Below are 13,151 nucleotides of genomic sequence, written 5' to 3' on the forward strand. Positions count from 1 at the left end.
GCTAGGGACAGGAGGAAGCCCATTGTAGGCTCGGCCACAGCACGCAAGTGTCCAAAAGAGCGGCGAACATCGTCCTATTCTGATGGTCCGGTCCGTCGCCGTGCGACCGCCCGGCGTGCGGTCCGTAGTCGAGTGATTACGCTGTCCGGGTCCTCTTCGTCGTCGATGCTTACCGCAGTGGCTTCGAGGGCGGCGTACTGCTCGGCTCGGCGGCGTTCGCGGTAGGCGAGCAGGTGCGGTAGTCGGATACGGCGGTGGGTGCCCACCCGTTCGAACGGAATCTGGCCCTCGTCGAGCAGCTTGATCACCGTGGGGCGGCTGATGCCGAGTAGATCGGCCGTCTGTTGGGTGGTCAAGGTCAAGGTCTGTGGGGCAACAGTCACCGCGAAGCCTTGCTGCAAGGCGTCGACTACCTGTCGAAGCGCTGCGTAGATCTCGGCGGGCAGCTCCACCCGATCGCCCGGCGTGGCTCCGACGAGGAAGTATCGCGGCAGCGCTGACCCCCTGCCTGCCTGTTCGTGAGCCCGCAGGAAGTCATGGACCTGAGCGAGCTGCTCGTTGCGCTGGGGTAGATACGTCTCTTCCTTCAGTGCAGATGCCACCATGATCCCTGCCTCCTCGAAAGTGTCGTAACTACCTTCGTTTGTTTCGTCTACGGAAGATGCAAGGTTGTCTGGGGGCCGCACCGCTCGGCTATCTCGCCGGGCCGTTCTCATTCCGGGTCAAGAGCCGCTGGTGCCCCAAGTGCGGCCGAACTCACCACCGTCCCGCCGCCGCCTGCTGCGGACGGCCGACGAAGCCAGGGGAGGCTGAACGTATGAGTGGGAGTTGTGGGTAGAGTCCCTGCTCGACTCGCAGGCGGGCTGACGTCAGCGGGTGCGGGCGAGCAGGTCGGCGTAGCGGGTCAGGGCGTGGATCGGGTCGATCACCGGGACCGGCACTGCCGCGCGCAGCGGGTCGAGCTGCCCGGACCAGAAGGTGCAGGCCACGAAGATCGCCTGGGCCTCCTGGTCGAGGTACGCGCGGCGGGCCAACTCGGGGCCGTGCGTGCCGATCGCCTCGGCCATCCGCTGCCGTACCTCGGTGCCGACCGCCGCCGCCTCGGTGAGCGCGGCCTCGCCGGTCAGCCCCGGGGTAACCTCGCGGTGCGGGCGTTGCACCGGCACCGGTGCCGCGCCGGCGAGCAGGTCCAGGCAGCCGTACTCGCGGGCCAGCCGGCGCACCCAGTTGGCGTCCTGCGGCAGCTGCTCGTTGGGGCCGGAGACGACGCCGGGGTAGAGCACCGAGAACCGGCCGTACGCGGCGGCGATCCGGGTGGCCGCCTCGAACGGCCCGGTCACCGGTACGGGCACCAGCGCTTTCGCCTCGCGTACCGCTGGGTCGGAGGCGCATGCGACGGCGATTGCGTCGAAACCGTCGTCGGCGCCGGCGCGCACCGCGCCGAGCAGCGGGCTGTAGAGCAGGTCGTCGGCGGCGATGTACGCGCTCGGCGGCACCTCGCGTAGGTTGCGGACCACGATTTCGGTGTCCGGGCCGACCGCCTGCTGCGCCGTCTGCCGGTCGTGTTCGTTGTGCACGTCGATGCCGAGCGGGTTGATCACGAGGACGCGTGGCACGACCCGACTCTCCCTTCGGTCACGGTCGCGCCACGCTACCAGCGCCGGCCCCGTCGCCACCAGGTCCGCACCCGTGCTGAGCTGCGGAATTGGGTATCAAACAGCTTTGGTCACGGCCCGCGTGGTCGGGCGTTCCGCACCGGCGGTGACGCCGGCCCGGAACGCCCGGATCGATGTGGTCGACTGCGGTCGACGCTCAGCCGGTCAGCTCGGCGTCGACATCAGGATCGGCAGCACGGCCCGCGCCTCGGCATGACTGGTGTTGCGCATCGCGGTGGCGGTGGTCCCGGGGATGTCCCACGGGTTGCTCGTCGGCGGGTAGTACATCTTCTTGGTGGTGACCGCGACGACGTTGTTGTAGGCCACGCACCTGGTCTCCCACCGGTAGATCTTGCCGACCTGGGGGAAGCCGGTGAGCCCGAGCAGGTTGGTGGTGCAGTTCGGGGCGAGGGCGGACAGCACCGTGTTGTTGCTACCGATCGTCAGTTCGAGCAGCCCTCTGGTGCTCAACCCGGCGTGCGCCCGAGCGGTCAGGGCCAGCGGGCCGACCGTGTTGAGGGTGAAGCCGAGCTGATCGGCCGACGCTTCGTCAGTGACGACTTCGAGCAGGCTGTCGATCAGGGTGACGCAGGCGGTGGTGTCCCGGGCGTACGCTTGGAGGTTGTCCTGGGTGAAGGTCTTGATGTCGTCGAAGTCGATGATGGCGCTGCGCGCGCAGGCCTTGGCCTGTGCGGTGGCGATCCGGTCGATCTGGGCGAGGATCTCCACCTTGGCGCCGTTGATGGTGTTGATGATTTTGGTGGTCGACTGGTCGAGCGACGCCCCCTGCTTGTACTCCTTGTACAGCTCGTAGGCGCTCTTGGCGGCGGCGATGACCGACGAGATGTCGAACGCCTGCGCCGGTCGGGCCCCCAGCGGTACGGTGACCACGACCGCGGCGGCCGCAGCCAGCCAACGGCGGTAACGCATCTGTTTCAACAGGATCTCCTTCAACTGGCGGCCAGGGTGGCCAGCGGTGACCCCGCAGGTCAGCGGAGCGCGGCCAGTCTGGCGAGATCGTCTGGACCACGGTTGGACCACGACTGGATCACGGGACACGACCGAAGCGCGGCGCATGATCACGGATCACGGCGGACGATCGCGGCGGCTCCGCCGACAATCGGGCGCTGATCGCCGTCGCCTCCGGCGCACCCAGCTCGGTGAAGATCGCCAGCGCGCGACGCCAGTAGCCGTGCGCCTGCGCCCGCTGCCCGGCCGCGTGCGCCGCCGCACCGAGCCCGTCGAACGCCAGCGCCTCGACGCCACGCGACCCGGTGTCGGCGGCGATCGACCGGGCCAGGGCATGGCAGCGGGCCGCGGCACGGTGGGCGCCACGGCGGTTGTGCAACTGACCGGCGTAGTTCAGCAGCATCGCCTCGCCGACCCGATCGCCGGTGCGGCGGCACAACACCAGCCCTTCGCGCAGCTGCCCGGCGGCGTCGCCGAGCCGGCCCTCGACCGTGAACAGCTGACCCAGGCTGCCGAGCGCCCGGACCACACCGTGCTGCTCACCGAGCGTACGTAGCAGTGCCAGCGCCCGGCCGATGTAACAGATCGCCGAACGCCGGTCGCCCAGCTCACCCAGCACCACACCGAGGTTGCCCAGGGTCCGCGCCTCACCGGCCGGCTCGTCGACGTCACGGTAGAGCGTCAACGCCTGCCGGAGGTGCGCCACCGCCTGCTGGCGGCGCCCCTGATGGTCGTGCACGACGGCCAGGTTGGTCAGCAGGTTCGCCTCACCGGCCAGGTCGGCTGCCGCGCGGGCGGCGGCAATCCCGTGACCCTGCATGGTGATCGCGTCCGGATAGTGGCCGCCGCATTCCAGATGCCGGTAGAGCAGCGCGGTCAACCGTACGGCGTGCCGGGCCCAGCCGTGCCGCGCACCGTACGCGGTGACCGCCATCAGGTTGGCCCGCTCCACCTCCAACCAGACCCGCGCGGCCCCCGGGTCACCGTCCGGCGTGGTCAGCGGCGCGGCTCGCACCTCCGTTAGATCACCGTCCGGCCCGGTCGGCGGCACCGTCGGCCGCAGGTGACGCTCGGCCGGGTGCACCGCATTCATCGCCGTGGCGGCGGTACGCAGGTAGTAGTCGAACAGCCGGGTCACGGCAGCGTCGCGGACCTCCGGCGGATCGGTGAAGGTGACCAGCTCCGCCGCGTACGCCCGGAGTAGGTCGTGCATGCCGTACCGGTCCGGCCCGACCGGCTCCACCAGGTGCGCCCGGCACAGCCGGTCGACCAGCTGATCCGCAGTCAGCGGATCCGTCCCGGCCAGCGCGGCCACCGCCGCCGCGTCGACGTCCACCCCGGGATGCAGCCCGAGCAGCCGGAACGCGCGCGCCGCCTCGGCCGGCAGATACTGGTACGACCAGGACAGGATCGCCCGTACGCCGGTGCGCCGGTCGCCGCCGGCGTCCAGCATGTCGAGCCGTCGCCGCCGGTCGGTGAGCCCGTCGACCAGCCGGGTCAGGCTCAGCTCGGCGCGGGCGGTCGCCAGCTCGGCGGCGACCCGCAACGCCAACGGCAGCTGGGCGCACTGCGTTGCCAGCGTCACTGCGGCCTGCGGTTCGGCGTCGACTCGGTCGCCGACCAGCCGCCGCAGCAGCGCCACCGCGTCGTCGATCGGCAGGAGGCCGAGCCCACGCCGGCCGGCTCCCTCCCGGGCGACCAGCCCGGCCAGCGGATCTCGGCTGGTCACCAGCACCGGGCAGGAGGCGGCACCGGGCAGCAGCGGCCGTACCTGCTCGACCGCCGCCGCGTTGTCCAGCACCACCAGCATCCGGCGGCCGTCCATCAGGCTGCGGTAGTGGGCGGCGCGTTCGTCGACGTCCAACGCCATGTCGGCGTCCGCCACGCCGAGCGCCCGCAGGAACCGGGCCAGTGCTGCACCCGGCTCGACCGGCTGCTCCGGGTCGTATCCCCGCAGGTCGATGTAGAGCTGCCCGTCCGGGAACCGGTCGCGGGCCCGGTGCGCCCACCACACCACCAGCGCGGTCTTGCCCACTCCCGCAGTGCCGGACAGGACGCAGATCACCGCGCCCGGATCAGTGTCGTCGCGTCCGGCGGCCCCCATCGTCCGGTCGAGCCAGCCGAGCTCGGCGGCGCGGCCGGTGAACCCGGCGACGTCGGCCGGCAGCTGCGCCGGCACCGGCGCGGTCGCGTCCGGGTGGCGGCACCGGCGCGGCCAGACCTGTTCCCCGGCGGTACGCGCCCCGGCCGGCGCGTCGGCCCGCAGCAGATCGGTGTACGCGGCGACCAGCTCGGGGCCGGGATCGACACCGAGTTCGTCGGCGAGCCGGTCCCGGGTGTCGTGGAAGACGGTGAACGCCTCGGCCCGCTGCCCACTGGCCCGGTACGCGCGGATCAGCTGCGCCTGGCGGGCCTCGTCGAGCGGCTTCGCGGCGGCGGCCTGCGTCAGCCAGGGTAGTGCGGCGCTCGCCCGGCCACAGGCGATCATCAGGTCGCCGTACCGGGTCAACGCGGCCTGCAGCTCACCGTCGAGGGCCACCACCTTTGGGTGGCCGGCCAACGTGGGCACGTCGACCAGCGGCGGACCCTGCCACAACCGCAGCGCCTCGCCGAGTAGTTCGGCGTCGCGTTCCAGTGTGGCTGCGCCGGGCCACGCGGCGGCGACCAGGTGCCGAAACCGCAGCAGGTCGACCGAGACGGCCGAGGTCCGCAGCAGGTATCCGTCACCGATCTGGGGCAGCAGCAGGCTCGGGGCCCGGGACGGGCGGTCCGGTTCGAACAGCCGGCGTAGGTGTTTGACGTGGGTCTGGATGACGTTGGTCGACGTCGCCGGTGGCGGTTGATCCGGCCAGAGCGCGTCGACCAGCTCCGAGCGGGGCAGCGGCTGCCCGCCGGCGAGCGCGAGCAGACCGAGCACCGCCCGGCGGGCGGTCGGCCCGGGGTCGAGTGCCTGCTGCTCACGCCACACGCGTACTGGGCCCAGCACCTGCACCCGCAAGAAAACTTCACCTCGTGACCGCTGTGCCACTGCCCGGTATCGGACGGTGATCGATGTTCTGGTATATCGACGGAGCGGAGTATAGGTGCTGGTCAGCGTTCGTCAGTGTGCGGCGGCTGCGGGTGAGTACCGGCCTGAGCCGTGCCGCCCTGGCGATGGCCGGGGCGGCACGCTCCGTCACGGACGGCGGTCAGGCGGGGGTTGCCCGCAGGACCGGCAGTACGGCGGTGGCCTGGGCGTGGCTGGTGTGGCCCATCACGATGTTCGTGGTGCCGGGGACGTCGAACGGGTTGGTCGTCGGCGGGTACGCGATGCGTTTGCTGGTGCTGACTGTCTTGCCGTCGTAGGCGGTGCACCTGGTCTCCCAGGTGTAGACCGCGCCGTTCTGCGGGATGCCATTGAGCCCTTTGATGGCGGTCGAGCAGGTCGGCTTCAGCGTGCTAAGCACGGTGTTGTTGCTGTCGATGACCTGTCCGAGCAGTGACGAGGTGCTGAATCCGGCGTGCGCGCGAGCGGTCAGCGCCAGCGGTCCGACGGTGTTCAGGGTGAAGCCGAGCTGGTCGGCGGAGGCCTTCTCGGTGACGACTTCGAGCAGGCTGTCGATGAGGGTGACGCAGGCGGTGGTGTCCCGCGCGTACGCCTGCAGGGTCGTCTGGTTGAAGTTCTCGATGTCGTTGAAGTCGATGATCGCGCTGCGGGCGCAGGACTTGGCCTGCGCGGTCGCCAGCCGGTCGACCTGGGCCAGGATCGCGGTCTTCGCCTCGTTGATGGTGTCGATGATCTTGGTGGTCGCCTCGTCCAGTGAGTCGCCCTCCTTGTACTCCTTGTACAGTTCGTAGGCGGCTTTCGCCGCACCGATGATTGCGGTGAAGTCGAACGCCTGGACGGGTCGAGCACCCAGGGGCAGGGTGACCACGACTGCGGCCACAGCGGCGACGGTTCGGCGGAGCAGGACGCGTCTCATCAATCTCCCCTTCTCGCGGACAAGTCGTCCCGCACAAACCACCCACTGTGGTTGATGGGCCTGTCGGGACGCATGTTTTCCCGCAGGTCGCGGGTTTGGTCAGCTTCCCAACTATCACTGGATCATGATTGGACGCGGACTGTAGGCGCCGCCCGGTCGGGTCATCTGTTCGCCTCGCCGGCCCTCGCGGTGGTGAGGCGGGTCCGGTCCGGGTCAGTGGGTGGCGGTGACCGGATGGAGGACGGCGTCGAGCGCCTTGAGGTAGCCGTCGGTGTAGCCGGCGAGGTTCGGGTGGAACGCGTCGTCGATGGCGGTGATGCCGTTGAGCCACGGGTCGTCGTCGCAGACCCGGTGCTTGTTGAACAGATCGTCGACCGGGGCGAACGCGCCGTACGTCTTCGCCGTGTTCCCGATGGCCTCGTTGAGCTGCACCGCCGCGTGGTTGATCCACCCCCGTCGGTTCGCGTCCAGCGGCGCTTCGAAGCAGAACGACGGGGCGAACAGCTGCGGGTAGCCGAGGACGATCAGCTTGGCGTTCGGGGCGGCGGCGAGAATGTCGCCGTACACCTGCTTCAGCTTGCCCGGCAACGTCGTCTTGATGTATGCGCGGGCCTTGTTCACAGCGTCCTCGCAGGTGCTGTCGAGCAGCGCTTCGATGCAGGTCTTCAAGGTTGTGGTGAAGCCGAGGTTGTCGCCGCCGACGGTGATGGTCACCAGCGTCGTGTCCGGCCCGAGGAAGCCGAGCTGGTGCGCGATCACGTCGTCGGTGGTGGCGCCGCTGCAGGCCGAGAAGCCGAACGACAGGCGCGGGTTGTTCCGGGCGAACTGGGCGGCGTACGAGTGGGTGCTCTGCTTGCAGTCGCCGTCGGTGTACGGCGGGGCGCCCACCCCGGACGAGTACGAGTCGCCCAACGCGACGTACTGCCGGTCGTCGGCGGCGGACGTGGCGTCGGTCGTGCCGGCGGCGCTTGCGGCGGTGGGCGCGGCGGCGATGGTGATCAGCAGCGTCGCCGCGACGGGCAACGCGAGGGCGGGACGGAGTTTTCGGGCACGGCTCAGCATGGTGGCGCCTCCTCGATGGTGAAGACGCTCCGGCCGGGGCGGCCGGCGTCTCCAAAGTGGAGACGAGCATGCGCCATCGATAGTCGATAATCAATCGAAGCGTCGGAAACCCTACTGTCGGCTGAGCCGCTGATCACCCCACCGACGGGCGTAGACCGAACCGGTCGGCGAGACCGGACAGGTCGTCCCGCTGCTCCGCCAGGGTGTCGGCGCCGCTGCCGACAACGATCCGGGTCACCCCCTGCGCCGCGTACGCCTCGACCCGTTGCGCCGAAAGCTCAGTCGACCCCCACCGGGTGTACTCCAGCGCGTCAGGGTCACGGCCGGCCTCCGCCGCGACCGACCGGGCCAGCTCCCACTGTGCCACCCGCTCGTCCGGGGTCAACATCCCACCGGGAAAGTAGCCGTCGCCACGTAGCCCGACCCGCCGGGCCGCCGCCCGGCTCGAACCACCCACATGGATCGGCAACGCGGTGGCACCGTGCGGCTTCGGAAAGCTGCACACCTGCTCGAAGTCGAAGAACTCGCCGTGGAACGACACGCCGTCGGCGTCACCGCCCCACAGCAGCCGCAGCACATCGATCGCCTCGTCGGCACGTCGGCCACGGGAACCGAAGTCGACCCCCACCGCCGTCGCCTCACCGGGCAGGCCGCCCAGTCCGACGGTCAGCAGCCGCATCCGGCCCTTCGACAGGACGTCGATCGTCGCCAGCCGCTTGGCGAGCACCACCGGATGGTGGTACGGCAGCAGCAGCACCCCGGTGCCGAGCAGCAGCCGGTCGGTTGCCGCCGCCACGAAGGCCAGCAGGTCCAACGGATCCGCGTACGGCAGCGACGGCGGCATCTCGACCGCCCCGACCGTCGCACCTGGATACAGCACCACGTGTTCCGGCACGTACAAGCCTTCGAACCCGCATGCCTCGGCGTGCTGGGCGTACCCGATGAGCCGGTCCGGGTCGGTGCCGTGCAGCGGGGTGCTGTAACTGACCGCGAACCTCACCGCCGCCGCCGATCCGCCCGCGCCCGGTCGAGCTGGCACCGCAGCTGTTCCCGGACACCTGCCAGCCGCGCCAGTCCGGCATCGACCTCGGCCAGCTTGCGCCGCAGCACCGAGATCGAGTCGGGGCAGATGTCGCCGGACGGATTGCCGGCCCGCAGGCAGGTCACGAACGGGCGGATGTCCTCCAGACCGAAACCGACGGCGAGCAACGACCGGATCTCGCCGACCACCCGCAGCTCCGTATCGTCGTAGTCGCGGTAGCCGTTGGCGCATCGCCGGGGCCGGACCAGCCCCTGCGCCTCGTAGTAGCGCAGCGTCCGGGCGCTTGTCCCGGCCTGCCGCGCCAGCTCACCGATCAACATGTGACCTCCCCGGCCAGCCTCGGACCCACCGTCACGCTAAACGTTGACGTCGGTGTCAGGGCAAACGAGCCGGCGGACCTGGCGACGGTCAGTCGAGGGCGGCAGCCATCCGGCGTACCGCCTCGGTGATCGTCTCCGGCGCGGCGGCCAGGTTGAACCGGGCGTGTCCGACCCCGCCCGCGCCGAAGTCCAGCCCGCCGCTCAGCGCCACCCGCCCCCGGTCGCGGAACACCGCCGCCGGGTCGTCGCCGAGCCCCAACGCCCGGCAGTCCAACCAGGCCAGGAAGGTCGCCTCACCGGGTGCGTACCCGATCTGCGGTAACCGGTCCGCGAGCAGATCGGCCAGCAGCCGCCGGTTCGCGTCGACCGCCGACCGTACGGTGTCCAGCCAGTCGCCGCCGTCGCGGAACGCCGCCGTGTGCGCGATCACCCCGAGATGGTTGACCCCGTGGCCGACCTCCTCCGGCAGCCGGGCCAGGTCGGCTGCGGCGGCCGGCCCGGCGACCGCGAGGGCGGCCTTCAAGCCGGCCAGGTTCCAGCCCTTCGAGCCGGAGATCAGCGTCAGGCCGTCGTCCGCGCCGGGCACCGACAGGTACGGCACGAACGTCACGCCCGAGGCGGTCATCGGGGCGTGGATCTCGTCGACCACCACCCGTACGTTGTGCCGGCTGGCCAGCTCGGCGACGGCGGCCAGCTCGTCGGCGGTGTGCACCGTCCCGGTCGGGTTGTGCGGACTGCACAGCAGGTACGCCGCCCGGCGGCCACCCGCGCGGGCGGCGGTGAACGCCTCGGCCAGCGCGTCAAGGTCCAGCCGGCCGTCCGACCCGAGCGGGGCCTCCCGCACCGGCCGGTCCAGGTTGCGCAGGAACCCGTAGAACGGCGGGTACACCGGCGGGTTGACCACGACCGTGTCGCCCGGCCCGGTCACCAGCTTCAGCATCTCGACCGCGCCGAGCATCACGTCCGGCACGATCGCCGTCCGCGCCGGGTCCAGACCGTCCCACCCCCACCGCGTCGCCGCGAACCCGGCGACCGCCTCGGCGTAGCCGGCCCCGGTGGCGTAGCCGATGTCCCCGGCTCGCACTGCCGCGTCGATCGCCGCGACGACCGGTCCGGCCGGGTCGACGTCCATCTCCGCCACCCACACCGGCAGCACGTCAGCCGGGTAGAGCCGCCACTTGATGCTGGTCCGCTGTCGGGCCCGGTCCAGCGGCACCCACGGCCCCTGCGGCGGTGAAGTCGTCACGATCGCCTCCGATCCTGGCATCGGTTAGTTGCCACCGGTCAGCCGATCAGTCCGAGTGCCTGGAGGATCTCGGTGCGGTCGACGTCGGGTAGCGCGCCGAACCGTCCGTGCAGGTAAGCCTTCTCCAGGTTCTGTGACCGGCGTACGCGTTCGCCGGCGAACTCGGCGAGGGCGCCGAGGCGGGTCGCGCCGTCAGCTGCCTTCTCGGTCAGCCAGACCTCGTCCCGGTTCAGGTGATTGAGCAGGCTGGTGTCGTGCGACGTGAAGATCAGCTGTGCTCCCGAGGGGTTCGTCGCGGGGTCGGTGAACAGCCGGATGAGCTGCATGGACAGTGTCGGGTGCAGGCTTGCGTCCAGTTCGTCGAACAGCAGCAGGGAACCAGCTTTCAGCGCGGTCAGCACCGGGCCGATAAGCTGAAACCAGGTACGAGTGCCCTCCGACTCGGCACCGAAATCCAAGGGGACCGCTTCGTCGCCCGTACGGTGCAGCAGCCGGATCCGCCGTCGCCGGGCCGAGGACCGCGGATCCTGGCCGGACACCGCCGCGCCGTCGTCGATCACCACGTCCTCGATGCCGAGGTCGGCCATCCGTAGCAGGGCCAACGCCTGAGCCCGGTCCGGACGCAGGTCCTCGAGCCCGGGCAGGGTTTCCTGCCGTGCCCCGGCGGCATCCTCGAACCAGTGTCGGGTCACCAGATGAGGAGTCTGCCGAACGTACGGGCGGCGACGCGGCCCTGGCTCCAACGTTTGTATGCTCAGCAACTCTTCGGCGGGGCCGGAGACGAGGGGCTCGCGGAACCGCCGGGCAGCTGACAAGGCGAGGGTACGGGCGGTCAGCAGCTCACGGGTGCCCGACAGGTGGCCGAGGCCCCGTTGCAGCGTCAGTTCGTCGCCTTCGCGTTCGAAGATCCGACGCCGCTTACGCTCCGGGTAGTGGAACAGCCCTTCGTAGCGGATCGCGTCGGTGTCGAGCTCGACGACGTACTCGAAGCGGACCCCGCCGAGGATCAGCTCGACGGTGAACTCCGACGGGCGTCGCGGACCGTCGCCGAACGCGAACGGCTCGACCGGGATCCCGTCGTCCCAGAACCGCAGCGAGTCGGCGACCGCGTCGCGTAGCCAGCTGAGCGCGGCGACCACGTTCGATTTGCCGGAGGCGTTGGGACCGTAGATTGCGGCGACCGGCAGCAGGCTCTCGTCGATGCTGTCGATCCGCTGCACCGCCGGCCGGTCCCGGTCGACGGCGACCATCGACAGCTCGACCGGTCCGAGGATCGAGCGGAAGTTCGCCGCCTCGAAACGGATCAGCACAGCACCTGCCTCCTAGCGCATGACCCCGCAACCATACCGCAGTATCCGGCGAAAATTGACAGAATCGGGGCTCTGTCGACGTCCAGTCGACTGACAAGCAGGGTCAGTCGGCGGCGGTGACCGGACGCCAGCCCAGCGGGGTGGAGAGCACCATCGTGCTGGACGGCTGACCGTACGGGGCGAGCCGGTCGATCACGTCCTCGAAGGCGTCCATCGACGCCGCCGCCACCTTCAACATCGAGCAGGCGTCCCCGGTGATCCGGTGGATCTCCAGGATCTCCGGCCAGGTCGGCACCTGCGGGTCGCGCAGGATGCAGTGCGACCCGTAGCAGGACATCCGGATCAGCGCGATCACCGTCCAGCCGGCCCGGGTCAGGTCGACGTGCGCGTGGTAGCCGCTGACCACCCCGGACTCCTCCAGCCGGCGTACCCGTTCGGCCACCGCCGGCGGCGACAGGTGCACCCGGCGGGACAGCTCGCTGAAGGAAAGTCGGGCATCGGCCTGCAACTCACGCAGCAGCGCCCAATCCATCTCGTCCACGGACACTTTCCCTTCGTTAACCGACCACCCAAATCTAGCCACGGACCTGCAGGTCGCGACCGCGTACCGCCGTTGATCCGGTATTCAGCCGCGGACCGCAAGTCGGCAATCATGGGCGACACAGCAAAGGGAGGGCAGCCGACGTGAACAGCACCGACGTGGCCAGCCCACCGGCCGTCCGGCCGGTGGACGCCGCCGAACGCGACGCCCGCGCCGCCGCCAACGCTGGCGAGCCGACCCTGGAGTTCGGCGACCGGGTGCCGTACGACGCCTACGTGCACGCCAGCACCCTGCACAGCCTGCAGCGCACCCTCAGTGACGACCCCGGCGAGATGTCGTTCCTGATGGTCAGCCAGATCATGGAGCTGTACTTCGGGCTGACCCGCCATGAGCTGCGCGACGCCCAACGGCTGATCCGCGCCGACCGGGTGTGGGAGGCGCTCGCCCCGCTGCGCCGCGCCGCCCTGCACCTGGAAGGCCTCAACGCCTCCTGGCAGACGCTGCGCTGGATGACCCCGGCCGACTTCAACCGGTTCCGCAACCTGCTCGGTGAGGGCTCCGGTTTCCAGTCGGCGATGTACCGGCAGCTGGAGTTCATCCTCGGTATCCGCACCCCGTCGCTGATCCGCCCGTTCCGCCGGCAACCCGAGGTGTACGCCGAGCTGGAGCAGGCCCTGCACACGCCGAGCCTGTGGGACGACGTGATCGCCCTGCTCGCCCGCGCCGGCCACGACATCCCGGCCGACCTGCTGGGCCGCGACGTCGCCGTCGAACACGAACCGCACCCGGCGGTCGAGGCCGCCTGGGTGGAGGTCTACCGGGTCAACGCTCCGGACAACCATCTGCGGCAGCTCGGCGAGGCGTTGACCGAGGTCGCCGAGCAGTTCGGCGACTGGCGGTACAAGCATCTCAAGGCGGTGCAGCGCACCATGGGCGCCAAGGTCGGCAGCGGCGGCTCCGCCGGACTGGCCTGGCTGCAACGCAGCATGAACCGGGTGGTGTTCCCCGAGATCTGGTCCGCCCGGACCAGCATGTGAGAGGCTG

12 protein-coding genes are annotated in these 13,151 nt (G+C 70.4%); 1 reads left to right on the forward strand and 11 read right to left on the reverse strand.

Annotation, left to right across the window (positions count from 1 at the left end; translation table 11 throughout):
* Nucleotides 1-74: 74 nt before the first annotated feature.
* The 11 genes from ACN27J_RS01300 to ACN27J_RS01350 all read right to left on the reverse strand — a co-directional run bounded on the left by ACN27J_RS01300 (nt 75) and on the right by ACN27J_RS01350 (nt 12,107).
* The gene (locus ACN27J_RS01300) at nt 75-605 is read right to left on the reverse strand and encodes a helix-turn-helix domain-containing protein (RefSeq protein WP_421362577.1); all 531 of its coding nucleotides are present in this window, start codon (nt 603-605) and stop codon (nt 75-77) included.
* A gap of 264 nt (nt 606-869) precedes the next feature.
* Nucleotides 870-1,616, reverse strand: a complete 747-nt coding sequence (locus ACN27J_RS01305; protein WP_421362580.1) for an aspartate/glutamate racemase family protein — start codon at nt 1,614-1,616, stop codon at nt 870-872.
* 204 nt (nt 1,617-1,820) lie between these two features.
* Complete coding sequence (locus ACN27J_RS01310; protein WP_421362582.1) at nt 1,821-2,594, reverse strand: hypothetical protein; 774 nt, start codon at nt 2,592-2,594, stop codon at nt 1,821-1,823.
* Nucleotides 2,595-2,703: 109 nt separating this feature from the next.
* Entirely contained in the window at nt 2,704-5,616 is a 2,913-nt protein-coding gene (locus ACN27J_RS01315) for a BTAD domain-containing putative transcriptional regulator (RefSeq protein WP_421372069.1), read from the reverse strand.
* A gap of 196 nt (nt 5,617-5,812) precedes the next feature.
* Nucleotides 5,813-6,586 carry a hypothetical protein gene (locus ACN27J_RS01320; RefSeq protein ID WP_421362585.1) on the reverse strand — a complete coding sequence of 258 codons (774 nt, stop codon included), beginning with the start codon at nt 6,584-6,586 and terminating at the stop codon, nt 5,813-5,815.
* Nucleotides 6,587-6,799: 213 nt separating this feature from the next.
* The gene (locus ACN27J_RS01325) at nt 6,800-7,648 is read right to left on the reverse strand and encodes an SGNH/GDSL hydrolase family protein (protein ID WP_421362588.1); all 849 of its coding nucleotides are present in this window, start codon (nt 7,646-7,648) and stop codon (nt 6,800-6,802) included.
* A gap of 133 nt (nt 7,649-7,781) precedes the next feature.
* Entirely contained in the window at nt 7,782-8,648 is an 867-nt protein-coding gene (locus tag ACN27J_RS01330) for a TIGR03619 family F420-dependent LLM class oxidoreductase (protein WP_421362591.1), read from the reverse strand.
* Nucleotides 8,645-9,010: a MerR family transcriptional regulator gene (locus tag ACN27J_RS01335; protein WP_421362594.1), complete on the reverse strand. Its 366-nt coding sequence runs from the start codon at nt 9,008-9,010 to the stop codon at nt 8,645-8,647. The genes ACN27J_RS01330 and ACN27J_RS01335 overlap by 4 nt, the downstream gene beginning before the upstream one ends.
* 88 nt (nt 9,011-9,098) lie before the next feature.
* Nucleotides 9,099-10,277: a MalY/PatB family protein gene (locus ACN27J_RS01340; RefSeq protein ID WP_421362597.1), complete on the reverse strand. Its 1,179-nt coding sequence runs from the start codon at nt 10,275-10,277 to the stop codon at nt 9,099-9,101.
* Nucleotides 10,278-10,294: 17 nt separating this feature from the next.
* The gene (locus tag ACN27J_RS01345) at nt 10,295-11,566 is read right to left on the reverse strand and encodes an AAA family ATPase (protein ID WP_421362600.1); all 1,272 of its coding nucleotides are present in this window, start codon (nt 11,564-11,566) and stop codon (nt 10,295-10,297) included.
* Between the two features lie 103 nt (nt 11,567-11,669).
* Nucleotides 11,670-12,107, reverse strand: a complete 438-nt coding sequence (locus ACN27J_RS01350; protein ID WP_123600997.1) for an Lrp/AsnC family transcriptional regulator — start codon at nt 12,105-12,107, stop codon at nt 11,670-11,672.
* A gap of 143 nt (nt 12,108-12,250) precedes the next feature.
* Here ACN27J_RS01350 and ACN27J_RS01355 point away from each other — a divergent pair, with 143 nt between their 5' ends.
* Nucleotides 12,251-13,144: a tryptophan 2,3-dioxygenase gene (locus ACN27J_RS01355; RefSeq protein WP_421362603.1), complete on the forward strand. Its 894-nt coding sequence runs from the start codon at nt 12,251-12,253 to the stop codon at nt 13,142-13,144.
* Nucleotides 13,145-13,151: the final 7 nt, after the last annotated feature.

It is taken from the genome of Solwaraspora sp. WMMB762 (assembly GCF_049179115.1).
Classification (GTDB): domain Bacteria; phylum Actinomycetota; class Actinomycetes; order Mycobacteriales; family Micromonosporaceae; genus Micromonospora_E.